Raw genomic sequence first — 26,166 nt, 5'->3', positions numbered from 1 at the left:
CGCGCCCCGGGAACCGCTGTGTGTCAGTGGCCCGGCGTGGCCCGCACGCGCGCCACGTCGGCGGGCAGGTTCGGCCACGGCGCTTCCTGCGGCGCGAAGCGTGCGCGCATGTAGCCGGCGAGGTCGGCGATCTGGCGGTCGTCGAGCGCCTCGCGGAACGCGGGCATGAAGCCGATGTCGCGGTGCGCGGGCGCGCGCACGCCGTCGAGGATGGTGCGCAGCAGGTTGTCGGGCCGTGTGCTCGTGAGGCTGCTGTTGAGTGCGAGCGGCGTGTTCACGCCCAGCAGCGTGGGGCCGTCGCCGTCGTGGTGGCACGAGGCGCAGGCGCTGTCGAACATGCGCTGCGCGGGGCCGAGCAGTTGGCCCTGCGTGCGCGCGGCGTTGTCGATGGCTTGCTGCGCGAGTGCCTGCGGTTGCGCAACCGGCTCGGGGTTGAACGACCCGAGGTAGACGGCCATCGCGCGCACGTCGGCGTCGGGCACCTGCGCGAGTTCGCGCACCACCTCGGCCATCGGCCCGCCCGCGATGCCGTGGCGCGGCGAGTGGCCGTTGCGCAGGTAGCGGTACAGCGCGTCGGTGTCCCACGGCACGGCGGCCTTCGACAGCTGCGTGAGCGCGGGCGCTTCCCAGCCATCGACCATCGCGCCCGAGAGGAACGCGCTGCCGCCCTGCTCCGCGCCGAGCGCGTTGCGCGGCGTGTGGCAGGCGCCGCAATGGCCCAGGCCGTTGACGAGGTAGGCACCGCGGTTCCACTCGGCGCTCTGCGTGGGCACGGGCGGAAGCGGCGCGGGGTCGTGGAACAGCGCGTTCCAGCCGGCCATCAGCGGGCGCAGGTTGAAGGGGAACTTGAGCTCGGACTTGGGCGTTGGCGTGCGCACCGCCGGCATCGCCATGAAGTACGCATAGAGCGCCTGCAGGTCGTCGTCGCTGGTCTTCGCGAAGGCGGTGTAGGGGAACGCGGGGTACAGGTGGTGGCCGTCGCGCGAGACGCCTTCGCGCATCGCGCGCTGGAAGGCGCTGAAGGACCAGCGGCCCAGGCCCGTCTCGGCATCGGGCGTGAGGTTGGTGGTGTAGAGCGTGCCGAAGGGCGTGTCCATTGCGCGGCCACCGGCGTTGGGTGCGCCGCCCGGCGCGGTGTGGCACACGGCGCAATCGCCGAGCGCGGCGAGCACGCGGCCACGCTCGATGGTGGTCTCGCTGTAGACCGGTGCGCTGAGCGACACCGGCGCGATGGCGGAGCGCCAGCCGAGCAGGCCGGCGATGACGCCGAGGCCGCCGATGAAGAGCGCGGCGCCGGTGGCCCACAGGCCCTTGCGCTGGGGCCACGGTGCATTGCTCCTTCCCCCTCTGGGGGAAGGTTGGGATGGGGGCACGGCAGCGTCACCACTCGAGCGCCGCATGCCCCCGCCCCCGCCCTCTCCTGGAGGGGGAGGGAGAAACTCCCGATTCAGTTCCGCCAGCACCGTCTCCGGCGTGAACGGCGGCGACCGGAAGCGCACGCCCGTCGCATCGAAGATCGCATTCGCGATCGCCGCCGTGCCCGGCACCGACGACGACTCGCCCGCACCCAGCGACGGTTCGCCGGGGCGCGGCATGTGCATCACCTCGATCACCGGCACGTCGCGGAAATTGAGGATCGGGTAGCTGCCCCATTCGCGGCTCGCGACCACGCCCGAAGGCAGCACGCCCGGCAACTGCGCGCCGCCCGTTGCGGCGCCCTGCTGCGGCGCGAACTGCACCTGCTCCTTGAGCGCGCGGCTCGTGGTCTGGATCACGTTGCCGTGCACCTGGTGCTCGACCCCCGCCGGGTTGACCAGCAGCCCCGCGTCGTGCCCCACCACCACGCGGCGCACATGCACCTCGCCGGTCTTCTGGTTGACCTCGACATCGGCCACCCACGCAGCCCATGCGGCGCCGAAGCCCGGCCACTTGCTGTGGATGTAGCGCGCGTACGCAAAGCCCTGGCCGAAGAGGATGTCGCCGCCTTCGCCGAGCCCGCCGTCGGCGTTCTCCTGCGGCCCGGTGCGCATGCGCCAGCCGGCCTTCTGCGCGGTGGCCTGCACGAGCTCGATGGCGCGCGGATCGTCCAGGTGCTGCAGGCGGAACTGCACGGGGTCGACGCCGGCGGCGGTCGCCAGCTCGTCGATGTACGACTCGTGCGCGAACGAACTCGGCAGCGCCGACACGCCGCGCAGCCACGAGGCGCGCACGATCGGCGCCATGTCGTTGACCTTCACGCGCAGGTTGTCGTAGCTGTACGGTGGGCGCGCGGTGCGGTCGCCCATCTCGTAGGCCTGCGCCACGGGATCGACCGTGCGCGTGAGCAGCAGCGCCAGCGTGGGCGCGCCGTTCGAGGGGTACGAGGTTTCGAAGTCGTAGGCGGCGACGCGGCCGTCGGCCATGAGCCCGCCGTCGATCTCCATGAGCTGCGCGGCGCCCTTGGGCTCCCACGCATGCTCCTGCTCGCGCGAGAGCTGCACGCGCACCGGCGCACCCACGGCACGCGCGAGCAGCGCGGCATCGGCCGCCACGTCGTCGGCGCCGTTGCGGCCGTAGCAGCCCGCGGCCTCCATGCGCACCACGTCGACCTGCACGTCGTCCACGCCCATCAACTTCGCGAGGTCGGCGCGCAGCACGTGCGGGTTCTGCGAGCCGGCCCAGCAGCGCAGCTGCATGCCGCTGCCGTCCGCGGGCTGCCACTCGGCCAGCGCGCACGAGGGGCCGATGGACGCATGCATCTGGTAAGGCCACACATACGTGCGCTGCATCGGCTGCGCGGCGGCGGCCATGGCGCCGTCGACATCGCCCTCGTCGACCAGCAATCGCTGCGTCGACGGGTTGTCGCGCAGGGCCTGTGCCACGTCGCGCAGGTCGGGCATGCCGGGCCAGGGCTTCCAGGTCACGCGCAGCTCGCGCATCGCCTGCTCGGCGTGCTCCTCGCGCTCGGCGACGATGCCGACGAAGTCGCGCACCACGACCACGGCGCGGATGCCGGGGATGTGCGCGATCGATGCTTCGTCGACCGCTTCGAGCGTGTTGCCGATGAACTCGCCGTGGTCCGCGCCCGCATACGGCGGGCGCACCACGCGGCCGTGCAGCATGCCGGGCACGCGCATGTCGTGCACGAACACGAGGTCGCCCGCGAGCTTGGCCGGGATGTCGACGCGCGCCTGGCGCGTGCCGACGAGGCGGTAGTCGGCCGGGTTCTTGGGTGTCGTGTCGAGGTCGAGGCGCAGCACGGTGCGCTGGTGCGCCACGAGGTCCGCGTAGTTGACGTGACGGTCCGGCGCCTCGGCCACGCGCACCACGCCGTTGCGCACCTGCAGCGCATCGACGGCCACGCCCAGCCGCTCGGCCGCGCGCGCGAGCAGCCACGCGCGTGCCTGCGCCGCGGCCAGCCGCAGCGGCTGCGCGTGGATCTGGATCGACGCGCTCGCGATGGTCGCGCCCTGGTTGGGCGCGCGCGCGGTGTCGCCGAGCATCATGCGCACGCAGGGCATGCCGAGGTCGAGCTCCTCGGCCACGATCTGCGCGAGTGCGGTCTGGATGCCGGTGCCCAGGTCGACGTGGCCGTTGAGCGCGGAGACGCTGCCGTCGTCCCACAGCGCGAGCAGCACCTCGTCGCCTTCGCTGGGGTGGCTGGCGATGAAGGCGGGCTGGCCCTTGGCGGGCGGCGGCGGGGGCGGCGCTTCGCGCACCACCAGCAGCACACCGTCGGCGGCGAGGAATTCCGCGCGCGTCTGCGGCAGGTCGGCGCGGCGCGTCATGCGGCAGGGGCGTCCGGCGGGGCCGCACGCAGGCGCACGGCGGCGCGCTGCACGGCGTCGAGGATCTCGATGTGCGTGCCGCAGCGGCACAGGTTGCCCGACAGTTCACTGCGGATGCGCGCCTCGCTCGCGTCGGGGTCGCGCGCCAGCAGTGCCGCGGCCTGCATCACCATGCCGTTGAGGCAGTAGCCGCACTGCGCGGCCTGCGCGTCTTCGAAGGCGGCCTGCACCGGGTGCCAGCGCCCGCGCATGCCCAGGCCTTCGAGCGTGGTGATGCTGCGCCCCGCCACGCCGTGCGCGGGAATCACGCAGGACCGCGCGGCCACGCCGTCGACATGCACCGTGCAGGCGCCGCACTGCCCGAGCCCGCAGCCGTACTTGGGCCCGTTGAGCCCGAGGTCGTTGCGCAGCAGGTGCAGCAGCGTGGCTTCGCGCGGCACGCCGGCGAGCGCATGCGCCCGACCGTTGACCTGCAGGTGCAGCGGCTCAGCGCCGCAACTGGCCGTCACGGGTGTACATCTCCAGGTCCACGAAGGTCGAGCCGTTGTGGTTCTTCGCGCTGTAGTCGACGGGGAAGTCGCCGAAGCGCGTGCTGCCGATGCTCTCGAGCCCGGCGATGAAGCTGTCGCGCGTGAGCGCCTTGCCCGCGCGGCGCAGGCCCTCGGCCATCACGCGCGCAACGATGTAGCCCTCGAGCGCGGTGTAGCTGTCGATCTTCTGGCCGAACTCGGCGCGGTCGCGCTGGTAGTCGGCCACGATGGGCACGCGCTGCGCACCGGGCGGCGGCACGATGCTGGCCGTGACCAGCCCGGCGAGCTTGCCGTCGAGCCGCTTGGCCGAACCCGCCGCGTCGGTGATGCCGACCGACAGCGTGTACAGCGGCGCGGCCGCGCCGCTCGCGCGGTAGTCGCGGATGAAGACCTCGGTCATGCGACCGGCCATGATCATCACGACGGCGCCGGGGCGGCCCTCGGCGAGCCCGCCGATCACCTGCTTGGCGTCTTCGGCCGCGATGGCCATGGGCAGCGTCTGCACCACCTTCACCTTGTATTCGGCGGCCAGTTGCTCGCAGGTGGCGAGGTTCGACTTGCCGAAGGCACTGTCCTGGTAGACCACGGCGATCGACTGGATGCCCAGCGTCGAGAGGTGGCTGATGATCTTGCGCAGCTCCAGGTCGTAGCCCGCGCGCACGTGGAACAGGTAGCGGTTGGTTTTTGTGCGGAACGACGTGGTGCCCACCAGCGGCGCGAACATCGGCACGCCGGCCTTCTCGGCCAGCGGCATCGCGGCCGCGAGGTTGCCCGTGGCGACGTAGCCGGTGAGCGCGAAGACCTTGTCCTCGTCGATCAGCTTGGCCGTGTTGGCAGCCGTCTTCGCGGGCTCGTAGGCGTCGTCGTAGGTGACGAGTTCGATCTTGCGGCCGTGGATGCCGCCCGACTTGTTGACGCGGTCGAAGTACAGCTGGATGCCCGCGCGGTAGTCGACGCCGAAGTCTTTCGCCGGGCCGCTGAACACGGCCGACTGGCCGATGCGGATGGTGCTGTCCGTCACACCGTTGTCCGCGCGCGCCGGCCGCAGCAGGCCGGGGCCGAGGGCCAGGGCCGCGCCGCCCGCCACCAGGGTGCGCCTTGAAATCGAAAGCTTCATGCGTCGTCTGTCTCTTTGTTGTTGTCGTCGGAGGGTGTTGCCGCGGCGGTGCCGCGGACTTCGTCGTCGTCAGCCGGCCTGGATGTCGCCGGACTGGATGCGCTTGACGCCCTTGGCCGTCATCTGCTTCCAGGCGGCGGCCAGCGAGCCGTTGAGGTCGATGCCGCGCGTGGCGTCTTCGATCACGTAGGCCTCGAAGCCGGCCTTGCGCGCGTCCATCGCGGTCCAGGCCACGCAGAAGTCGGTGGCCAGGCCGGTGACGAACACGGTCTTGATGCCGCGCGCCTTGAGGTAGCCGGCCAGGCCGGTGGCCGTCTTGTGGTCGGCCTCCTCGAAGGCGGAGTAGCTGTCCATGTCCTTGTGGAAGCCCTTGCGGATGATGAGTTGCGCGGTCGGCACCTTGAGCTCCTTGCCGAGCGCCGCGTCGTCGGTGCCCTGCACGCAGTGGTCGGGCCACAGCACCTGCGTGCCGTAGTTGAGCTTGGTGGTCTCGAAGGGCTTCTTGCCCGAGTAGGTGCTCGCGAAAGAGGCGTGGCCCGCCGTGTGCCAGTCCTGCGTGACGACGATGTTCTGGAACGCGGGCGCCAGCGCGTTGATGACCGGAATCACCTCGTTGCCGCCCTTCACCGCGAGCGTGCCACCGTCGAGAAAACAGTTCTGCACATCGACCACGATCAGCGCGGCCTTGCCACCGGGCTTGATCTTGCCGGCCGCGAAAGCGGAGAGGCCGAAACTGCCGAGGCTGCCGGCGAGCCCCAGGGCAGCGGCGGACTTCAAGACGGTTCTGCGATGCATGGTGTGGACTCCGGTGGTTGAGGAAAGGAAACGGTCAGACGCTGAGGTAGGCTCTGCGCACTTCTTCGTTGGCCGCCAACTCGGCCATCGTCGCGTGATAGCGGATCTGCCCCTTCTCGAGCACGTAGGCGCGGTCGGAGACCAGCTCGGCGAAGTGCATGTTCTGCTCCGACAGCAGGATGCTCACGCCCTGCGCCTTGAGCTCGAGGATCATGTTGGCCATCTGCTCGACGATGACGGGGGCCACGCCCTCGGAGGGCTCGTCGAGCAGCACGAGATACGGGTTGCCCATCAGCGTGCGCGCCACGGTGAGCATCTGCTGCTCGCCGCCGCTCATGCGCCCACCGGGGCGGTTGGGCATCTCGCCGAGGTTGGGGAACAGCTGGAACAGGCGCTCGGGCGTCCACAGCGGCGCGGCGGTGCCGTCGGCCCACTGGCGCGCGGGCTGCTTGCCGACCTCGAGGTTCTCCATCACCGTGAGGTCGGTGAACACGCGCCGGTCTTCGGGCACGAAGCCCAGGCCCAGGCGCGCCGCGTGGTGCGGCTCGCTCTTCGAAATGTCGTGGCCCAGGAAGCGCACGGCGCCGCGGCGCTTGGTGAGCATGCCGATCAGCGTCTTGAGCGTGGTCGACTTGCCCGCGCCGTTGCGGCCCATGAGCGCGACGACTTCGCCGCGCCGCACTTCGAGGTCGACGTCGTAAAGAATCTGCGCGGCGCCATACCAGGCGCACAGCGCCTTGGCTTCCAGAAGAGGTTCGTGCGTGCTCATGCGGCAACTCCCAATGCGGCGGCCTTTTCGGCGATCTTCTCGAAGGTCTTGCCGCTGCCGAAGTACACCTCCTGCACCTTCGGGTGGTCGCGGATTTCCAGCGGCTTGCCCTGCGCGATGAGGCGCCCGCGCGCCAGCACGATCATGCGGTCGGCGTACGCGAACACCACGTCCATGCTGTGCTCGGTGAAGAGCACGGCCATGCCGCGCTGGATGACGAGGTCCTTGGTGAGCGCCATGAGCGAGTTGCGCTCCTGGGGCGCCATGCCGGCGGTGGGCTCGTCCATGAGCAGCAGCTTGGGCGAGTTGGCCATGGCGATGGCGAGTTCGACGCGCTTCACGTCGCCGTAGGCCAGCACGCTGCAGGGCCGGTCGGCCTGCGCCTTCATGCCGACCTGGTCGAGCAGCGCCAGCGCCTCGTCGCGCTTGTGGTCGGCCGCGCGGCGCCACATCGAGAACAGCTTGTGGTCGTGCGAGAGCAGCGCCATCTGCACGTTCTCGACCACGGTGAGCGAGGCAAAAGTTTCGGCGATCTGGAAGGTGCGGCCCACGCCCTTGCGCCAGATCTCGCGCGGCTTGCGGCCCACGAGCTCGTGGCCGTCGAGCGTGATCGAGCCTTGGTCGGCCTTGAGCTGGCCGTTGACCATGTTGAAGGTGGTCGACTTGCCGGCGCCGTTGGGGCCGATGAGCGCCAGCAGTTCGCCGGGCGGCAGCTCGAAGCTGATGCCGTCCACGGCCTTCACGCCGCCGAACGATTTGCCGAGGTTGGTGACTTTGAGGAGGCTCATGCCTTCACCTCCTTGAGCTTGGCGTCTGCTTCATCATGCTTCGGTGCGCGCCACCGGTCGACGAGCTGCTTGATCGAGCCTGCAATGCCCTGCGGGAACAAGAGCACCAGGATCAGGATGATGGCGCCGAGCATGGCGCGCCAGTAGTCGGTGTTGCGCGCCACGGTGTCGTGCAGCCAGGTGAAGGTGACGGCGCCGACCACCGGGCCCGCCAGGGTCTGGATGCCGCCCAGCAGCACCATCACGAGGCCGTCGACCGACTTGCCGACCGACAGGCTCTCGGGCGAGATGCTGCCCTTGGAGAACGCGTAGAGCGCACCGGCCAGGCCCGCCACGGTGCCCGCGATGACGAAGGCCGCCCACTGCATGCGCTTGACGTCGATGCCGATGGCGTCAGCGCGCAGCACCGAGTCGCGGCCCGCGCGCAGCGCATAGCCGAAGGGCGAGAACAGCACGCGGCGCAGCCACCACACGCCCGCGCCCACGAGCACCAGCGTGAGCCAGTAGTACACCTGCTTGTTCGACAGCCACTCCGAGGGCCACACGCCGGTCAGGCCGTTGCTGCCGCCCGTGAAGCTGTCCCACTGGTAGGTGACGGCCCACGTGATCTGCGCGAAGGCCAGCGTGAGCATCGCCAGGTACACGCCCGACAGCCGCACGGCGAACCAGCCGTAGACGAAGGCGCCGAGCGCGGCCACCAGCGGCGCGACCACCAGCGCCAGCTCCATCGGCAGGTGCAGCGCGCGCACCAGCAGCGCCGCGCCGTAGGCCCCGAGGCCGAAGTAGGCCGCGTGGCCGAAGGAATGCATGCCGGCCGGCCCCATGATGAAGTGCAGGCTGGTGGCGAACAGCGCGGCGATCAGCAGGTCGATCATCAGCACCGTGGTGTAGGGCGAACCGGCCGTCAGCAGCGGCAGCGCGGCGAGCACCAGCGCCAGCCCGGCGGCGGCCACGATGTAGGCGGTGCTGGGGCGGCGCAGCGGTTCTTCCTGCATGCCCACGTAACGGCTGGGCGCCTGCGGCCGGCCGAACAGGCCCCACGGGCGCCACACCAGCACGATCGCCATCACGAGGAAGTCGACCATCAGTGTGAGCTTGGAGAACGACACGTCGATGCCGAAGATCTGCACCACGCCCAGCCAGATGCACACGGCCTTGATCTCGGCGATGAGCAGCGCGGCCACGTAGGCGCCGGGCAGCGAGCCCATGCCGCCGACCACGACGACGACGAAGGCGGCGCCGATGGTGTTCAGGTCCATCTCCAGCGTGGCGGGTTCGCGCGGCAGTTGCAGTGCGCCGCCCAGGCCCGCGAGCAGTGCGCCGAGCGCGAACACGGCGGTGAAGAGCCAGGCCTGGTTGACGCCCAGCGCGCTGACCATCTCGCGGTCTTGCGTGGCGGCGCGCACCAGCGTGCCGAAGCGCGTGCGCGTGAGCAGCAGCCACACGAGGCCGAGCACCAGCGGGCCGACGACGATCAGGAACAGGTCGTAGGAAGGAAACTGGCGCCCGAGGATTTCGACCGAGCCCTTCAGGCCCGGCGCGCGCGGGCCGAGCAGTTCGTCAGGGCCCCAGAGCCACAGCACCGCGTCCTTGATGACGAGCACCAGCGCGAAGGTGGCCAGCAGCTGGAACAGCTCGGGCGCCTTGTAGATGCGGCGCAGCAGCAGCACCTCGATGAGCGCGCCCAGCACGCCCACCGCGAGCGCGGCGATCAAGAGCGCAGGCCAGAAGCCCACGCTCGGGCCGAGCTTCTCGACCAGCGTGTACGCGACGTAGATGCCCACCATGAAAAAAGATCCATGGGCGAAGTTGACGATGCGCGTCACGCCGAAGATCAACGAGAGGCCGGCCGCCACCAGAAACAGCGAAGACGCGCCGGCCAACCCGTTGAGCAACTGAACAACGAAGCCTGAAAAGCTCATGAGGGACCCTGAGGAAACTGGAGACACCGCGCCCCGCCGCGCTCAAGAAGCGGCGGCGGACGCGTTGCAGGAGCCGTGCGGTCAGTCCGCAGGGCGCATCTTTTTCACTTCGTCGTCGGTGGGCTGGAACTTGGCACCGTCGAGGTACACGTAGTCGACCATCACGCCCTTGCCGCCGTCGTTCTTGGTCTTGCCGACGTACGCGCCCATGGTGGACTGGTTGTCCTGCGCGCGGTAGCTGATCTTGCCGAAGGGCGTGTCGACCTGCAGGCCCTTGAAGGCTGCGACCAGCTTCTCGGTGTCGGTGCTGCCGGCCTTCTTCACGCCGGCGGCGATCGAGTAGATGGCGCTGTAGCCCACCACCGAACCCAGGCGGGGGTAGTCCTTGAACTTGGCCTGGTAGGCGTCGTTGAAGGCCTTGTGCTCGGCGGTCTTCACGCCGTACCAGGGGTAGCCGGTGACGACCCAGCCGTTGGGCGCCTCGTCCTTCAGCGGATCGAGGTACTCGGGCTCGCCGGTCAGCACGCTCACGACCTCGCGGTCCTTGAAGAGGCCGCGCGTGTTGCCTTCGCGCACGAACTTGGACAGGTCGGCGCCGAACAGCACGTTGAAGATGGCGTCGGGCTTGGCATCGGCCAGGGCCTGCACCACGCTGCCCGCATCGACCTTGCCCAGCGGCGGCGCCTGCTCGGCGACGAACTCGACGTCGGGCTGGATCGCCTTGAGCAGCGTCTTGAAGGTGGCGACCGACGACTGGCCGTACTCGTAGTTGGGGTACACGATGGCCCAGCGCTTCTTCTTGAGCTTGGCGGCCTCGGGCACGAGCATCGCGACCTGCATGTAGGTCGAGGGGCGCAGGCGGTAGGTGTACTTGTTGCCGTTGCTCCAGACGATCTTGTCGGTGAGCGGCTCGGCGGCGAGGTAGAAGAATTTCTTCTGCTTGGCGAAGTCGGTCAGCGCCAGGCCGGTGTTCGACAGGAAGGCGCCGGCCAGCACGTCGACCTTCTCGCGCGAGATGAGCTCTTCGGCCACGCGCACGGCGTCGCCGGGGTTGGCGTTGTCGTCGCGGCTGATGAGCTCCAGCTTCTTGCCGTTGACGCCGCCCTTGGCGTTGATCTCGTCGACCGCCAGTTCCATGCCCTTCTTGTAGGGCTCGAGGAAGGCGGGCTGCGCCTTGTAGCTGTTGATTTCGCCGATCTTGATCACGCCCTGCGCATGCGCGGGGACGAGGGCGGTGGCCAGCGTGACGACGGAAGCGGCGCAGAAGGCAAGGCGCAATGGATTCATCGGGAAGCTCCTAGAAGTTCGAACAGAAAACACGATGCGGGTGACGATGCAATGACAGGTCAGCGAAGACCGTCTTCGCCCTTGATTTCACTGACCTGCAGGCCGCCGACGCGCGGCAGCGGGCGGCCGCTGTCGGTGACGGCCACGGCCACGACGATCTCGTTGGCGCGCGGCGCGTCGGCCACGCGGGCCTCGACGGCGTCGAAATGGCTGCGCACGAAGGCGGCGTCCTTGTGGCCCAGCGGCACGTCGATGGCGGTGCCCAGCGTGCCCTGCTTCTTGGCCGAGGGCACGAGCGCTGCGCCCTTCTCGACCGCCACGCGCAGCGGCGCGCCCAGCTTGGGATGCAGGATGGCAGCGGCATGCTCCAGCTCGCCGCGCTCGCCGACGATGGCGGCCTTGCCGTAGCTCTGCGCCTGGCCGGGCTCGATGCCCAGCGCCTTCACGGCCTTCTGGCCGAGCAGCGCGCCGAGCTCTTCGCCGATGGCGATGAGCTCGTCGAGGTTCTCGCTGTAGCGGCCGGCGTAGGGGTTCTCGATGACGGCGATGGCGACGGCGCGGCGCGTGGGCGGCGTGACGTCCTGGCCCATTTCCTTGCGGGTTTCGTCGACCTGGATGACGAGCTTGCGGATGTTGGCGGTCATGTCTGTGTGTTCCTTGTCTTGTCTCTTGTCTTGTGCGGTCAGCGCAGGCCGTCCCACTTGCTGATGTCCTTGGCGAGCAAGCCGCCGACGCGCGCATGCACGCGGTAGCCGGTGCTCATCGCGAGGATGAAGACGATCTCGTCGGCCATCGGCGCGCCGGGCACGCGCACCTCGATGGCGTCGAACTGGCCGCGCACGTAGCTGGCGTTGATGTTGGTGAGCGGCACGTCGAGCGCGGCGCCGGGCGGGCCGACCTTCTTGGTCGAGGGCACGATCGACAGCGCGTTGCCGGGCTGGCCGGTTTTCTCTTCGGCCTTGCCCGCGGTGTAGGCGGCGCGGCTGCCCTTCCAGCCGAGCAGCTCGCGCATCGCGTAGCCGCCGGGCACGTGCCACAGCGCGCCGTGCTCCAGCTCGCCGTCGGCGCCGACGATGGCGCCCTTGCCGTAGGTGGCGATCTGCTCGAGCGGCACGTCCATGGCAGCGTGCAGCTGGTGCGCCATGTCGACGCCCACGGGGTCGAGCAGCGCCATCATCGGCAGGATGTCGGGCTCGTAGCGGCCCGCGAAAGGATTGGTCAGCACCGCGCCGATGGCACCGCGCACCAGCGGAGTTTCGGCACGCGGTCCGAACTCGTGGTGGATGTGCTCGACATGGGTGAAGACGCGACGGATTTCGATCATGAAAAAGAACCTTGCTTTTCGTTAAGCAAATACTGAACCAACTGCTTCGGGCAGCGCGATGTCCAGCGACTTCGAGCATAAGGGTTCCACCCGCCGCCACTGCCCCTGGCAAACGAGCAGAACGGCCCACACGAGCCCCCTTTTCTGCAACGCGTGGGCGCACGCCGCGCCCGCATCGAGTGCATGGTGCACCTGCGCGGGCGCCAGCGGCGGCACGTCGACGGTGACGAGGGTGTCGCCGAGGTCGCTGTCGTCCTTGCAGGCGCTGGCGGGCAGGCGCTGGATGGCGGCGTCGGCCACGTCGACGGCGTTGGCGATCACGGTGGCGGCGGCGTCGGCCTGCGCCGCGGTGGCGGCCAACACCGTCACGCTGTCGGCGATGCCCAGCGAGAAACTGCGCCCGCGCCAGCCGCTGGTGGCGACGCCGCGCACCGGCTGGTCGGCGTGCAGCTCGAACTGGCCGTCGGTCGTGAGCATGCCGCTGTCGCGCCAGTCGAAGCGCGCGAGATCGGCGAACAAGCCCACGCGCGCCGTGTGGCCGGGCGCGAGGTGCAGCGCGATGTCGCCGCCGTTGTTGACCCACGCACGCTCGATGCCGGGCCGGTCGTAGAAGGCAATGAGTTCCTGCGCCACGCTGCCGGCCACGGCCGCCATCGGCGTGAGGAACAGCGGTGAGAAGGCGTCGCAGGCGTCCCACATGCGCCGCGCAACCACGCTGCGCGGGCGCTGGCGCGCGGTCACGGGCAGGCGCAGCTGCGGCAGCTCGCGCACGAGCTCGTCGAGCACATGGCCGAAGCGCGCCCAGGCCGCGTCGTGCGCGGCGGCGACGGCGTACGGGTCGCCGTGCGCTTCGGCCACGATGTCGATCGGGCCGTGGTTGAAATGCCAGCGGCCCGCATCGAGCGCCGTGCGTTGGGCAGACATGGTGTCAGCCCAGCATCGGGGCATGGCCCAGGGGCCACGGATTGGCATCGTCGATGACGAGCCATTGGCGAGCCAGCGGTGCGCCGTCTTCCTGCCACGCACCGCGCGCGAGCGCCTGTTCGAGCGGGAAGATGTGTTCGACGTGCCCGCCGAGCGCTTCGTAGTCGTCGCGCCGCATGCTGAACTCGATGGGCGCGACGATGGCCGGCGTGGGCACAGTGCCGAAGCTGTTGTCGGGCATGCGCATGACGTCGGCCATCACGGTGATGCCGCCGCCGGGCCACACATAGGCCGGCGCGCCGCCGCAGGTGACGTTGACCAGCGCGCGCTTGATGGCGCGCGTGAGCAGCACCGGGTTCTCGGTGACGCCCGCGCGCAGGCTGCCGCCGGCGCCGCCGAGGAACAGCACGGTGCACAGCGAGGGCTCGCAGTTCTCGCCGATGCGGTCGACGATGCGGCGCACCTCGGGCGGCATGGGCTGCTCGACGGGCTTCAGGGCCTCGTCGAGCACGTACCACTGCGCGTGCTCGCCGGTGGTGGAGGTCATGAGCAGGCGCAGGCCGGGGCGGGCCACGCCCTCTTCCCAGCCCTCGATGATCGCCAGCGGGTCGGCGATGTCGGTGCCGCCCCAGCCGTTGCCGGGGTTCGCGACCTGGAAGTAGCGCCCCGGCGTGGACTTGCGCCCCAGCATCTGGATGCCCGAGGGCGTCATGTCGAGGCAGCGACCGGCCTGGTGTTCGGTGAGCACGCCGGTGATGTGGTCGTCGACCACCACCACCTCGTCGGCCACGCCGGCGAACTGGCGCGCGAAGATGCCCACGGCGGCCGAGCCGCAGCCCACGCGCATGCGCTGCTCTTCCACGCCGTTGACGATGGGCGCCTTGCCGGCCTGGATGACGAGGCTGGCGCCGCCGTCGATGGTGCATTCGACCGCCTGCTTGTTGCCCAGGAGCTGCATGAGCTCGGCCGTCATGCGGCCTTCCTTCTTGCTGCCGCCCGTGAGGTGGTGCACGCCGCCCAGCGACAGCATCTGCGAGCCGTACTCGGCCGTGGTGACATGGCCCACGACCTCGCCCTTGTAACGCACGTTGGCCTGCTCGGCGCCCAGGAAGCGGTCGGTGTCGATCTTCACCTTGAAGCTGCAGTAGCTGAAGATGCCTTCGGTGACGACGGTGACCATGTCAACGCCCTGGGCTTTCGAAGCCACGATGAAGGGCGCGGGCTTGTAGTCGGGGTAGGTGGTGGACGAGCCCACGCCGGTGACGAAGACCTCGTCGGCATGCAGCAGGTCGCCGTTCCAGTCGGGCGCAGCATGGGCCTCGGCCGCGTCGGCGCCGGGCCGATCGAAGGGCACGAGCGCCGGCTGCTCGCTGGCGAGCGTGCGGCGCAACAGCACCACCGGGTCGACGCGCACCAGCACGCCCTGGCGGTTGGCGTAGCGGTCGCAGGCGCCGGTGCGGCCGTCGGAGATCTGGCACAGCACCGGGCAGGCGTTGCACTCGACCTTGGCGGTGCTCATCTTCTCGTTGCGCGGCGGCGCCTTGCCGAAGGCGGCGCCGCCGGCCTGCGCGACCAGGGGCATGTCGATGCCGGGCAATCCGTCTGTCTTGGTGTGTTCAGTCATCGGGGCGATCTCGTGGTGTGGTGCTGTCGGAGCGGGTCTTCAGGCCCCGGAGGTTTGCAACAAACGTGCCGTGCAGGTGCTTGTGCGGCGGCTTTCGTTTGTGTAGCATCCCCTACACTTTCATGTTGCGTTCACTACATCAAAGATCAATGTAGCAAACAGGCCCGATGCTTGCAATGGTGTTTTCTCGCGGTGTTCATCGGGGTTTTTCCGACCAACGACAATGGAGGGTTGCTAGCCGGCCGATGGCGGACGCCCCAAAGGCGTGCATTTCGGCTCAGCCACCCTTTTCTGTCTTCAACCAACACTTGAGTTCTGTATGAGTGCATTCAGCGAAGAACGCGTCCTGAGCGTCCACCACTGGACCGACCGCCTGTTCACCTTCACCACCACGCGCGACCCGGCGCTGCGCTTCTCGAACGGTCATTTCACGATGATCGGCCTGAAGGTCAACAACAAGCCCCTGCTGCGCGCCTACAGCATCGTGAGCCCCAACTACGAGGAGCACCTGGAGTTCCTGAGCATCAAGGTGGAAGACGGCCCGCTCACCTCGAAGCTGCAGCACATCCAGGTGGGCGACACCGTGATCGTGGGCCGCAAGCCCACCGGCACGCTGCTCATCGACTACACGCTGCCGGCCAAGCGCCTGTACCTGTTCGGCACGGGCACCGGCCTGGCGCCGTTCATGAGCATCATCCGCGACCCCGACACGTACGAGAAGTTCGAGCAGGTCATCCTGGTGCACGGCGTGCGCCAGGTCGACGAGCTGGCCTACCACGACCTCGTGACCGACCACCTGCCCAAGCACGAGATCCTGGGCGAGATGATCGCCAAGCAGCTGCTGTACTACCCCACGGTCACGCGCGAGGAGTTCCGCAACCAGGGCCGCGTCACCGACCTGATCGAGAGCAACAAGCTCACCGACGACCTGGGCCTGCCCCCGCTGAACGTCGAGGAAGACCGCGTGATGCTGTGCGGCAGCCCCGGCCTGCTGGTCGACCTGAAGCACATCCTGGAAAAGCGCGGCTTCAAGGAAGGCAACACGAGCACGCCAGGCGACTTCGTGGTCGAACGCGCCTTCGCCGAGAAGTAAGACCCGACACACAGGCGCTGCGCGCACGATGGCCGACTCCCGCTCCGTCAGCAAGCCCAAGCCCCAGCGCCGCACCGGCGTGCGCGAGGCCGCGGCCCAGGCCACGCGCGACAGCATCCTCAAGGCGGCGACCAAGGTGTTCGCCAAGTACGGCTACGACGGCGGCAGCGTGGAGAAGATCTCCAAGGCCGCCAAGTCGTACGACCGGATGATCTACTACTACTTCGGCAGCAAAGAGGGCCTGTTCATCGCGGTGCTCGAAGGTATCTACCAGCGCATGGACGATGCCGAAGCCGCCATTGCGCTCGACGCCTCGCGGCCCGTGGAAGCGCTCACCGAAGTCATCCGCTTCGTGCTGGGCTACTACCGCAAGAACCCCGAGTTCGTCACCCTGCTGAACACCGAGAACCTGCACAAGGGCCGGCACATCTCGAAGTCGCTGCGGGCGCGCGAGTACTCGTCGCGGGCGGTGGCCATCATTTCGGAAATCCTTGCCAGCGGCGCGGCCCAGGGCCTGTTCCGCACCGACCTCGTGGCGCGCGACATCTACCTGCTGATCGCGTCCACCGGCTATTTCTACACCTCGAACCGGCACACGCTCACGGCCTTCCTCGGCGAGCCGCTGGAGTCGCCGGAAGCCGTCGCGCACTGGGAAGATTTCGTCATCGAGACCCTGCTGCGCACCGTGCGCGCGGACGACATCCAGGAACAAGACAACCACTCCCCACCCCACGACGAGGACACCACGAAATGGCAGAAATCGCAGCCGGCGCAAAGTCGGGCAAGGTCGTCATAAAGAACATCGGGCTGCTGCTCTCGGGCGACATCGACAAGCCCATCCTCGACGCCGACACCCTGGTGGTGAACGACGGCCTGATCGTGGCGGTCGGCAAGGAGAAAGACTGCGACCTCGAAGGCGCCGTCACCGTCATCGACGCGCGCAAGACCTGCGTCGCACCCGGCCTCATCGACAGCCACGTGCACCCGGTGTTCGGCGACTGGACGCCGCGCCAGGGCCAGATCGGCTGGATCGACTCCACCATGCACGGTGGCGTGACCACCATGATCTCGGCCGGCGAGGTGCACCTGCCCGGCCGCCCGAAGGACATCGTCGGCCTGAAGGCATTGGCCATCACCGCGCAGCGCGCCTTCGACAACTTCCGCCCCGGCGGCGTGAAGGTGCTGGCCGGCGCGCCGGTCATCGAAAAGGGCATGGTCGAGAGCGACTTCAAGGAACTCGCCGAGGCCGGCGTGGGCCTCTTGGGCGAAGTGGGCCTGGGCTCGGTGAAGGCCGGCTACGAGGCCAAGGAGATGGTGGCCTGGGCGCGCAAGTACGGCATCCAGAGCACGATCCACACGGGCGGCCCGTCGATCCCGGGCTCGGGCCTGATCGACAAGGACGTGGTGCTCGAAGCCGACGCCGACATCATCGGCCACATCAACGGCGGCCACACCTCGCTGCCCGAGGCGCATGTGTGCGAGCTGTGCGAGAAGAGCACGCGCGCCATCGAGATCGTGCACAACGGCAACGAGAAGGTCGCCATCGCGGCGGCCAAGGCCGCGCTCGAGCTGAAGTGCCCGCACCGCGTGATCCTCGGCACCGACGGGCCCGCGGGCTCGGGCGTGCAGCCGCTGGGCATCCTGCGCATGGTGGCGATGCTGTCGTCGATCGCGAACATCCCGGCCGAGCTGGTGTTCTGCTTCGCCACCGGCAACACGGCGAAGATCCGCAAGCTCAACTGCGGCCTGATCGAGGTGGGCCGCGCGGCCGACTTCGTGTTCATGGACCGCGCCCAGCATTCGCCCGCGCCGGGCCTGCTCGAAAGCGTGCAGCTGGGCGACATCCCGGGCGTGGGCATGGTGATGATCGACGGCCTTGTGCGCTGCGGCCGCAGCCGCAACACGCCGCCAGCCACCGAGATCCCGGTGGTGGTGTCGGGCGGGCACTGAGCCTGGGTGAGCGCACCCGGCAGCGGCCTCAGCCGCCGCTGCGGTGCGAGCGGAAGACCAGGTAGCGCGCCGAGAGAAAGTTGGCGCCCAGGCCCGCGATGCTGCCCAGCGCCACGCCGAGCGCGGCGGCCCAGCGACCCTCCACCCAGTGCAGCGTGAGCACGTAGGTGCCGTAGTTCAGCACGGCACCGGCCAGCATGGTCGTGAGGTAGCCCAGGTATTCGCGCCAGACCGAACGCCCCGTGGCGGTGCCGGCCGCGCTCGCCGCGAAGGTGTAGCGGCGGTTGTAGAGCCAGGTGGTGGTGGCGGCGGCCAGGAACGACACGACGCGCGCGCCGTACCACCCGAGCAGTGGCGCCAGCAGGTAGAGCACCGTCACGTCCACCACGAAGCCGATCACGCCGGCCACGGCGAACGAGAGGAACTCGCGCCCGATCTTCATCGCGCCGCCGTCAGTGCGCGCGCAGGCTCTTGCGCAAGCTCTCGCGCACGCAGGGTTGCGCCAGGTAGCGCAGCCGCTTAGCCTCCTGCCGGCCGAGCGTGACGGTGTGCATCACCACGCCGCAGACGAAGGACAGCAGCGCCGCCAGCATCGCGCCGGTGGCGAGCACCGCCGTGGGCAGCCGCGGCACCAGGCCGGTGTGGGCGTAGGTCATGAACAGCGGCACGGCCAGCGCGAGCGCTGCGATCGCGAGCACGGCCGCGACGATCGAGAAGAACTGCAGCGGCCGCTCGCTCACGAACAGCTTGCCGATGGTCTTCAGGATGCGCCAGCCGTCGCGGTAGGTCGAGAGCTTGCTGTGCGAGCCTTCGGGGCGCGTGCTGTAGGCGGTGGCTTCCTCGGCGTAGGGCATGCGCAGTTCGAGCGCGTGCACGGTCAGCTCGGTCTCGATCTCGAAGCCCTGCGACAGGGCCGGGAACGACTTGGCGTAGCGGCGCGAGAACACGCGGTAGCCCGAGAGCATGTCGGTGAGGCCGCCGCCGAAGAGCTGCGCCACGGTGCCCGTGAGCAGCCAGTTGCCGAAGCGGTGGCCGGCGCGGTAGGTGAGCGCGTCCTGGCCGTCGTCCACGCGGCTGCCGACCACCATGTCGAGGTTGCCCTCGACCAGCCGCGCGATGAGGCGCGGCGCGGCGGTGGTGTCGTAGGTGGCGTCGCCGTCGACCATCACGTAGATGTCGGCCTCGACGTCGGCGAACATGCGCCGCACCACGTTGCCCTTGCCGCGCGCGGCCACGTGCGTGACGATCGCGCCGGCCGCGCGGGCCACGGCGGCCGTGTCGTCGGTGGAGTTGTTGTCGAAGACGTGGATCTCGGCGCCGGGCAGGGCCGCGCGGAAGCCCTCGATCACCTGGGTGATGGCCAGGGCCTCGTTGAAGCAGGGAATGACGGCGGCAATGCGCGGCATGGCCTGACTGCCGGCTCGGTGCGAGGAGAAATCAGGATCGGTCATGGTGCAGCGGAGAGAATACGGTAGACCCGGCAGCCGTCTTTTTCATACTGCACGGCGAAGTACTTGTCGAAGTCGGTGCGCGCGCTGAACACCGGCACCACGCTGTCCGGCAGCACGACGGCGACGAAACCCAGGCCTCCCAGCTTGCGTGCCAGGTCGCCGCCGGAGAGCTTGCCGAAATCGGTGTAGCGCCACGGCCCGAGCGTGTCGCCCCAGATCGGGTTGGGGCCGTAGTAGATCGCCTCGTTGAGCGCGATCTGGTAGACCCGGCCCTTCGCGTTCGCGCGCAAATAGTCCATCACAGCATAGCCCGGCACATGCTTGCGCAGGAAGGCTTCGCGGCTCTCGGGCGTGGGCGAGACCATGGCCACTTTCCTGGCGGTCTGCCCCACCGACACGGCGGCCAGCACGGCCAGCAGCAGCACCACGACCCAGTCGCCGACGCCGGCGCCACTGCGCGGGCCGGCGGGTGCGGCAGCCGCCTGCGTTCCACGCAGGCGGCGCACACCGCCCACGATCCAGACCCCCAGTGCCTGCCAGCCCACGGCTGCCGTCAGGGCCAGCAAGGGGAACGAGGCGGTCAGGTAGCGCGGGTAGCGCGAGGTCACGACCCACACGGCCACCGAGTACAGGCAGAACCAGCCTGCCGCGCGCACGGCAGCGGAGCGCTTCCACCACACGCTGAAGGGCGCGAGGAACACGGACCAGATCAGCGCGTTGGGCATCTCGGCGTGGACGCGCACGTCGGCCACCTGCTGCACGTAGTCGGCCGGGGTCCACTCGGTGAAGCCGAACACGCGCGCGCCGATCGGGTTGAAGGGGTCGCCCGTCATGATGGCGTTGCGCGCGTACCAGTAGATGCACGGAATCAGGAAGCACAGCAGCGCCGGCGCCCAGGCCTGCAGCAGGCGGCGCTCGTGGCGCACCACGAACAGCGCCACCAGCGGCAGGAAGATCAGCGCCTGGTACTTGGAGCCCGCCGCCACGCCGAGGCAGAACGCCGCCAGGCAGAGCCAGCGCGTGCCGTCGCGCAGCGGCTCGGATTCGCGCCACCACCACAGCGCCACGAAGGCCGACAGCACGAACAGCGCCACGCCCATGTCGATCAGCGCGTTGGCGTAGTCGCCCATGCCCAGCCAGATGGCCGCGCCGATGCAGGCCGTGAGCCGGTTGGCATGCAGGATGCCCAGGCGGAAGATCATCAGCACCGACAGCGCGCCCGCCAGGGCGTTGAGGAAGTGCGGCAGCACGTCGTCGCCCACCTGCAGCGCGGCGGCGTACAGCAGGTTGTAGTTGTACGGGAACCAGGGGTAGCGCAGCCAGTCGTGGATGCCCAGCGTGCCCTGCTGCGCCACGAGGCGCGCGTAGGGCAGGTGGTACATCAGCTCGTCGAAGGCGGCCGGCGGTGCGAGCGGCGCCACCAGCGCGGGCAGCGCGACCAGCGCCAGCGCGATGGCGGCGATGCGTTCGAAGCGGCTCCACGGCGGCGTGGCGGGCGCGGCCGCGCGCAGCGCACGCACCTCGGCGCGCCAGCCGCGCCACTGCCACGCGGCGGCCACGACGCCCGCGCCGACCAGGCCCAGCGTCGCCTCGCGGCGGAAGAGCCCGAAGATGGCCAGCGCCTGAAAGGCACAGATGTAAAGGCCGACACCGAGCGCGGCCGACATGGCCGCTTCGAGCCAGGCGTCGCGGCGCGAGGGCGGGCGCAGGCGCGCGAGCACCGCGCGGCCGGCACCCCAGCAGGCAATCACGAAGATCGCGAACTGGGCGTAGTGCGCGGCGGCAAAGATCAGCTTCTGAATATCAACTCCCGTGGCCGGTCACTCCGGTCGCGCCGACCGGCCGGCAGGTTCAAAGGTTCGGCGCCAGCAGGCGCTCGAGCTCCGCTTCGCTCGTGCGGCGCCGCGCGGCCTGGTCCTGCAACTGGTCGTGCCCGATCTTGCCGACGTTGAAGTACGTCGCATCGGGGTGCCCGAGGTAGAAGCCGCTCACGCTGGCGGCGGGCATCATAGCGAGGCTCTCCGTCAGGGTCATGCCAATGTCCGCGCAGTTCAGAAGGTCGAACATCGGGCCCTTCACGCTGTGGTCGGGGCAGGCCGGGTAGCCGGGCGCGGGGCGGATGCCGCGGTACTTCTCGGCAATCATGTCGTCGTTGCTCAGGCCCTCGTGGGGCGCGTAGCCCCACAGGTCGGTGCGCACGCGGTGGTGCATGGCTTCGGCAAAAGCCTCGGCCAGCCGGTCGGCCAGGGCCTTGAGCATGATGGCCGAGTAGTCGTCGAGGTCGTCGATGAAGAACTTCTCTTTCTTCTCGACACCCAGGCCGGCCGTGACGGCGAACACGCCGACGTAATCCTTCACGCCGCTGTCCTTGGGGGCGACGAAGTCGGCCAGGCAGCGGCTGGGGCGCATCACGCCGTCGATCATCTGCTTCTCGGTCTGCTGGCGCATGCCGTACCAGGTGAGCGCAACCTCGCTGCGCGTCTCGTCGGTGTACAGCTCGATGTCGTCGTCGTTCACGGTGTTGGCGGGCCAGAAGCCGACCACGCCGCTGGCGCTGAGCCAGCGCCCTTCGATGAGGCGCTTGAGCATGCGCTGGCCGTCGGCGTACACGCGCACGGCCTCGGTGCCGACGATCTCGTCCTTCAGGATGGCGGGGAACGGGCCGGCCAGGTCCCAGGTCTGGAAGAACGGGCCCCAGTCGATGTACTTGGCCAACTCGGTGAGGTCGAAGTTCTTGAACACGCGCCGGCCGATGAACTTGGGCACGGTGGGCACGAAGTTCGCGAAGTCGACGGGCGTCTTGTTGGCACGCGCCTTGGCCAGCGGCCACATCGGCACCTGCTTCTTGTTGGCGTGCTGCGTGCGCACCTTCTCGTAGTCGGCGTTGATCTCGTCGATGTACGCGGTGGCCTGGTCCGAGAGCAGGCTCTGCGCCACGCTCACGCTGCGCGAGGCGTCGGGCACGTAGACCACGGGGCCTTCGTAGTGCGGCGCGATCTTCACGGCCGTGTGCACGCGGCTGGTGGTGGCGCCGCCGATGAGCAGCGGGATCTTCTTGATGCGGAAGTGGTCGTCCTTCTGCATCTCGCCGGCCACGTACTGCATCTCTTCGAGGCTGGGCGTGATGAGGCCCGACAGGCCCACGATGTCCGCGCCCTCGACCTTGGCCTTCGCCAGAATTTCGTGGCACGGGACCATCACGCCCATGTTCACCACTTCGAAGTTGTTGCACTGGAGCACGACGGTGACGATGTTCTTGCCGATGTCGTGCACGTCGCCCTTCACGGTGGCGATGATGATCTTGCCCTTGGTGCGCACGTCGCGGCCCGCGGCCTCGTCCTGGCGCTTTTCTTCCTCGATGTAGGGAATGAGGTGGGCCACGGCCGACTTCATCACGCGCGCCGACTTCACCACCTGCGGCAGGAACATCTTGCCCTGGCCGAAGAGGTCGCCCACGATGTTCATGCCGTCCATGAGCGGGCCTTCGATCACGTGCAGCGGACGCCCGCCCCTGGCGAGGATCTGCTGGTAGGCCTCTTCGGTGTCCTCGACGATGAAGTCGGTGATGCCGTGCACCATCGCGTGCGACAGGCGCTGGTTGACGTGCACCGGGTGCTCGGGCGTGCCGCGCCATTCGAGCTTCTTGCTGTCGTCCTTGGCGCCGCTCTTGGCGGTCTCGGCCACTTCGACGAGGCGCTCGCCCGCGTCGGGGCGGCGGTTGAGCACCACGTCTTCCACGCGCTCGCGCAGCGTGGGTTCGAGGTCGTCGTACACGCCGACCATGCCGGCGTTGACGATGCCCATGTCCATGCCCGCCTGGATGGCGTGGTACAGGAACACGGTGTGGATGGCCTCGCGCACCGGGTCGTTGCCGCGGAAGCTGAAGCTCACGTTGCTCACGCCGCCCGACACCTTGGCGCCCGGCAGGTTCTCTTTGATCCAGCGCACGGCGTTGATGAAGTCGACCGCGTAGTTGTCGTGCTCCTCGATGCCGGTGGCGATGGCGAAGATGTTCGGGTCGAAGATGATGTCTTCGGGCGGAAAGCCCACTTCGTCGACCAGCACGCGGTAGGCGCGCTCGCAGATCTCGATCTTGCGTGCGTAGGTGTCGGCCTGGCCCTTCTCGTCGAAGGCCATGACCACGGCGGCGGCGCCGTAGCGCTTGACCAGCTTGGCCTCGTGCTTGAACTTGTCGACGCCCTCCTTCATGGAGATGGAGTTGACGATGCCCTTGCCCTGGATGCAGCGCAGGCCGGCCTCGATGACCTCCCACTTGGAGCTGTCGACCATCACCGGCACGCGCGCGATGTCGGGCTCGCTGGCGATGAGGTTCAGGAAGCGGACCATGGCGACCTTGCTGTCGAGCATGGCCTCGTCCATGTTGATGTCGATCACCTGCGCGCCGTTCTCGACCTGCTGGCGCGCGACGGCCAGGGCGTCCTCGAACTGGCCGTTGAGGATCATGCGCGCGAAGGCCTTGGAGCCGGTGACGTTGGTGCGCTCGCCGATGTTGACGAACAGCGAGCCTTCGCCGATGGCGACCGGCTCGAGGCCGGACAGCTTCATGGGAGGGGGAGCGACGGGAGCGGAAACGGATGCGGGAATCTGGGACATGGCCTCACCTGCGGAAGAGTCGGACAGGCGAGCGTCGTTGTCGCCCCAAGCCTGACGATTCGCCTCTGTGGCGAACCGCTGCAACGCTCCTTGGGAAGTCGCGCATTTTAGGTCGATTCGATTGCGCCCTGGGAAAACCCCAGTTTTCATTCCTGCACGTGTCAACAGAATGCGCCCACCGTTTCTGAACGAACGTTCGTGTTTTTAACCAAACGTAAGGGAGTTCGCCGATGGCCAGGAAGTGGAATGTCCGGTTGCAGCATGCAGCCACCCCGATGCGCGCCGTGGCCTTGAGCTGCGGCCTCCTGGCCGCCGCGGCCCTCGCGGTTCATGCGCCACCGGCGCGCGCCGCCGCCGGCGACAGCGCCACGCGCGTCGAGGCCCGCGTCACCTCCGACACGGCGAAGACGAAGTACCCGATCGTGCTGGTCCACGGCCTGCTGGGCTTCGACAACCTGCTGGGCGTCGACTACTTCTACGACATCCCCGGCAGGCTGGCCGCAGCGGGCGCCAAGGTGTACGTGGCGCAGGTGTCGGGCACCAACACCTCCGAGATCCGCGGCGAACAGCTGCTGCAGGAGCTCAAGACCATCCGCGCGCTGGAGCAGAACCCCACGCTCAAGTTCAACCTCATCGGCCATTCGCAGGGCTCGCCCACGGTGCGCTACGTGGCGGCGGTGGCACCCGACATGGTGGCCTCGGTCACGTCGGTGGGCGGCGCCAACGGCGGCTCGAAGGTGGCCGACCTGCTGGCCAAGCTGCCCGAAGGCGGCATCGGCCAGACCCTGGTGGTGAAGGCCGTCGGCCTGCTGACGGGGCTGATCGGCTTTCTCTCGGGCAAGGACCCGAGCCAGCTGCCCGAGGTGCCGCTGAACGCGCTGGCCTCGCTGACCACGGCGGGCGGCGCGGCCTTCGACGCCAAGTTCCCGCAGGGACGCCCCGCGCCGGGCTCGTCGTGCGACGTGAAGAGCGGCGCGGCCGTGGCCAACGGCGTGCGCTACTACTCGTGGTCGGGCGTGTCGACCAGCTTCAACCTGTTCGACCCGAGCGACACGGCGCTGTCGACCCTGGGCAGCCTGTTCTTCTTCGGCGAGGCCAACGACGGCCTGCTCGCGGTCTGCACCACGCGCCTGGGCACCCACCTGGGCGACTACCGCCAGAACCACCTGGACGAGGTGAACCAGGCCTTCGGCAACACCTACGGCAGCCAGTTCCCGTACTACGAGAAGAAGCCGCCGGAGCTGTTCAGGGAACAGGCCGCGCGACTCAAGAGCGCGGGGCTCTGAGGACGCTGCGCATGCGCGATGTGGCCTTGACCATCGGCGCCGTCGCGCTGGTGGCCGCGGGGACCGGCTGGCTGGCGCTCGGCCCCGGGGCGGTCGATGCGCCGCAGGCCGCCGCGCCCCGTGCCACGGCGGCAGTCGCGGTGCCCACCGCGCCTCGGCCGGCGCAGTCCACCGCCGCGGCCCCCGACGCCCTGCTCACCAGCGACCTCATCACCCTCTTCGACCAGGTGCTCGCCGAAGCGCAGGCCGACAGCAAGGCCACGCTGATGGCCCGCGCGCCCGCCCTGCTCGCCCAGCGCCTGCGCGAGGACTGGCGCGTGCGCGCGCTGGCCCTGCTGGAGCGCTACGTCGACATGCAGGAGGCCCTGCGCACCCTGCAGCCGCCCGCGCCCGGCGACCCGGCCTTTTTGCGGCGCAGCCTGGAGGCGCGCGAAGCGGTGCGCCGGCAGTTCTTCGCGCCCGAGGAAATCGAAGGCCTGTTCGGCGACCAGATCCGGCAGGACCAGTTCATGGCCGAGAAGATGGAACTGCTGTCCAACCCCGGCCTCACGCCCGAACAGCGCGCCGCGGCGCTGGCCCAAAGCGAGCAGGCCTGGCTGTCGCCCGCGCAGCGCGAGGTGCGCAAGGAGGCGGTGGCCCATCTGGACGTGATGCGCCAGACCGAGGCGCTGCAGGCGCGCGGCGCCAGCCCCCAGGAGCGCTTTGCCGCGCGCAGCGAGGCCTACGGCTACGAGGTGGCGCGCGGCCTGGCCACGCTCGACCAGGAAACCCAGGAATGGAACGCCCGGCTCGACCGCTACGCCAGCGCGCCCGAGGCCGAGCGGGCCCTGCTGCGCGAGACGCTCTTCAACGAGAACGAGCGCCTGCGCCTGAGCGGGGCCCTGGCGATGCGCTCGGCCGCCGCGCCCAAGCCGGCAAAGTGAAT

Annotated in this window: 21 protein-coding genes and 1 riboswitch; of the genes, 5 read left to right on the top strand and 16 right to left on the bottom strand. The window is 69.2% G+C overall.

Annotated features, from left to right (window positions below; all coding sequences use genetic code 11):
• Positions 1–23: 23 nt before the first annotated feature.
• From AC1RAA_RS26325 to AC1RAA_RS26270, 12 genes are all read right to left on the bottom strand, one after another.
• The gene (locus tag AC1RAA_RS26325) at positions 24–3,767 is read right to left on the bottom strand and encodes a molybdopterin cofactor-binding domain-containing protein (RefSeq protein ID WP_492731372.1); all 3,744 of its coding nucleotides are present in this window, start codon (positions 3,765–3,767) and stop codon (positions 24–26) included.
• Positions 3,764–4,276: a (2Fe-2S)-binding protein gene (locus tag AC1RAA_RS26320; RefSeq protein WP_139703391.1), complete on the bottom strand. Its 513-nt coding sequence runs from the start codon at positions 4,274–4,276 to the stop codon at positions 3,764–3,766. Before AC1RAA_RS26320 ends, AC1RAA_RS26325 begins: the two co-directional genes overlap by 4 nt.
• On the bottom strand, positions 4,254–5,414 hold the full coding sequence (locus AC1RAA_RS26315; RefSeq protein WP_492731369.1) for an ABC transporter substrate-binding protein: 1,161 nt from the start codon (positions 5,412–5,414) through the stop codon (positions 4,254–4,256). The genes AC1RAA_RS26320 and AC1RAA_RS26315 overlap by 23 nt, the downstream gene beginning before the upstream one ends.
• A gap of 69 nt (positions 5,415–5,483) precedes the next feature.
• Entirely contained in the window at positions 5,484–6,209 is a 726-nt protein-coding gene (pncA, locus tag AC1RAA_RS26310; protein ID WP_139703389.1) for a bifunctional nicotinamidase/pyrazinamidase, read from the bottom strand.
• Between the two features lie 34 nt (positions 6,210–6,243).
• Complete coding sequence (locus AC1RAA_RS26305; RefSeq protein WP_139703387.1) at positions 6,244–6,978, bottom strand: ABC transporter ATP-binding protein; 735 nt, start codon at positions 6,976–6,978, stop codon at positions 6,244–6,246.
• Positions 6,975–7,766 carry an ABC transporter ATP-binding protein gene (locus AC1RAA_RS26300; RefSeq protein ID WP_447740080.1) on the bottom strand — a complete coding sequence of 264 codons (792 nt, stop codon included), beginning with the start codon at positions 7,764–7,766 and terminating at the stop codon, positions 6,975–6,977. The genes AC1RAA_RS26305 and AC1RAA_RS26300 overlap by 4 nt, the downstream gene beginning before the upstream one ends.
• A complete protein-coding gene (locus AC1RAA_RS26295) occupies positions 7,763–9,688 on the bottom strand; it encodes an ABC transporter permease (protein ID WP_070063549.1) in 1,926 nt (641 codons plus the stop codon). Before AC1RAA_RS26295 ends, AC1RAA_RS26300 begins: the two co-directional genes overlap by 4 nt.
• A gap of 81 nt (positions 9,689–9,769) precedes the next feature.
• Positions 9,770–10,975, bottom strand: a complete 1,206-nt coding sequence (locus AC1RAA_RS26290; protein ID WP_062473975.1) for an ABC transporter substrate-binding protein — start codon at positions 10,973–10,975, stop codon at positions 9,770–9,772.
• Positions 10,976–11,034: 59 nt separating this feature from the next.
• Complete coding sequence (locus tag AC1RAA_RS26285; RefSeq protein ID WP_159273450.1) at positions 11,035–11,619, bottom strand: amino acid synthesis family protein; 585 nt, start codon at positions 11,617–11,619, stop codon at positions 11,035–11,037.
• 38 nt (positions 11,620–11,657) lie between these two features.
• A complete protein-coding gene (locus AC1RAA_RS26280) occupies positions 11,658–12,299 on the bottom strand; it encodes an amino acid synthesis family protein (RefSeq protein WP_095743158.1) in 642 nt (213 codons plus the stop codon).
• Between the two features lie 21 nt (positions 12,300–12,320).
• Positions 12,321–13,223, bottom strand: a complete 903-nt coding sequence (locus AC1RAA_RS26275) for a UPF0280 family protein (RefSeq protein WP_492731366.1) — start codon at positions 13,221–13,223, stop codon at positions 12,321–12,323.
• 4 nt (positions 13,224–13,227) lie between these two features.
• Positions 13,228–14,847, bottom strand: a complete 1,620-nt coding sequence (locus tag AC1RAA_RS26270) for a 6-hydroxynicotinate reductase (RefSeq protein WP_492731364.1) — start codon at positions 14,845–14,847, stop codon at positions 13,228–13,230.
• A gap of 319 nt (positions 14,848–15,166) precedes the next feature.
• Between AC1RAA_RS26270 and AC1RAA_RS26265 the strand changes: the two genes are divergently transcribed.
• The 3 genes from AC1RAA_RS26265 to AC1RAA_RS26255 are packed head-to-tail and all read left to right on the top strand — an operon-like array spanning position 15,167 to position 17,890.
• Positions 15,167–15,940: a ferredoxin--NADP reductase gene (locus AC1RAA_RS26265; RefSeq protein WP_062473986.1), complete on the top strand. Its 774-nt coding sequence runs from the start codon at positions 15,167–15,169 to the stop codon at positions 15,938–15,940.
• A 28-nt stretch (positions 15,941–15,968) separates the two neighbouring features.
• Positions 15,969–16,736 (top strand): TetR/AcrR family transcriptional regulator, encoded by a 768-nt coding sequence (locus tag AC1RAA_RS26260; RefSeq protein ID WP_487848887.1) that lies wholly within the window; start codon positions 15,969–15,971, stop codon positions 16,734–16,736.
• Positions 16,691–17,890, top strand: coding sequence for an amidohydrolase family protein (locus AC1RAA_RS26255; RefSeq protein ID WP_139703382.1), 1,200 nt, complete (start codon positions 16,691–16,693; stop codon positions 17,888–17,890). The genes AC1RAA_RS26260 and AC1RAA_RS26255 overlap by 46 nt, the downstream gene beginning before the upstream one ends.
• Positions 17,891–17,918: 28 nt before the next feature.
• On the opposite strand, the gene AC1RAA_RS26250 is transcribed toward AC1RAA_RS26255, so the two are convergent.
• The 4 genes from AC1RAA_RS26250 to metH all read right to left on the bottom strand — a co-directional run bounded on the left by AC1RAA_RS26250 (position 17,919) and on the right by metH (position 23,955).
• Entirely contained in the window at positions 17,919–18,332 is a 414-nt protein-coding gene (locus AC1RAA_RS26250) for a GtrA family protein (protein ID WP_492731361.1), read from the bottom strand.
• Between the two features lie 10 nt (positions 18,333–18,342).
• Entirely contained in the window at positions 18,343–19,341 is a 999-nt protein-coding gene (locus AC1RAA_RS26245; protein WP_492731359.1) for a glycosyltransferase family 2 protein, read from the bottom strand.
• Positions 19,338–21,092 (bottom strand): ArnT family glycosyltransferase, encoded by a 1,755-nt coding sequence (locus AC1RAA_RS26240; RefSeq protein ID WP_492731357.1) that lies wholly within the window; start codon positions 21,090–21,092, stop codon positions 19,338–19,340. The genes AC1RAA_RS26245 and AC1RAA_RS26240 overlap by 4 nt, the downstream gene beginning before the upstream one ends.
• Before the next feature lie 100 nt (positions 21,093–21,192).
• Positions 21,193–23,955, bottom strand: a complete 2,763-nt coding sequence (gene metH / locus AC1RAA_RS26235) for a methionine synthase (RefSeq protein ID WP_492731356.1) — start codon at positions 23,953–23,955, stop codon at positions 21,193–21,195.
• Positions 23,956–23,977: 22 nt separating this feature from the next.
• Positions 23,978–24,053: riboswitch (S-adenosyl-L-homocysteine riboswitch) on the bottom strand.
• 132 nt (positions 24,054–24,185) lie between these two features.
• Between metH and AC1RAA_RS26230 the strand changes: the two genes are divergently transcribed.
• The gene (locus AC1RAA_RS26230; RefSeq protein ID WP_235926910.1) at positions 24,186–25,241 is read left to right on the top strand and encodes an esterase/lipase family protein; all 1,056 of its coding nucleotides are present in this window, start codon (positions 24,186–24,188) and stop codon (positions 25,239–25,241) included.
• 11 nt (positions 25,242–25,252) lie between these two features.
• Positions 25,253–26,164: a lipase secretion chaperone gene (locus AC1RAA_RS26225; RefSeq protein WP_492731354.1), complete on the top strand. Its 912-nt coding sequence runs from the start codon at positions 25,253–25,255 to the stop codon at positions 26,162–26,164.
• Positions 26,165–26,166: the final 2 nt, after the last annotated feature.

The organism is Variovorax sp. GW823-FHT04F07, assembly GCF_058795995.1.
Note: the sequence above shows the minus strand (reverse complement) of the source record. Positions and strands in the feature narration are given on the sequence as shown.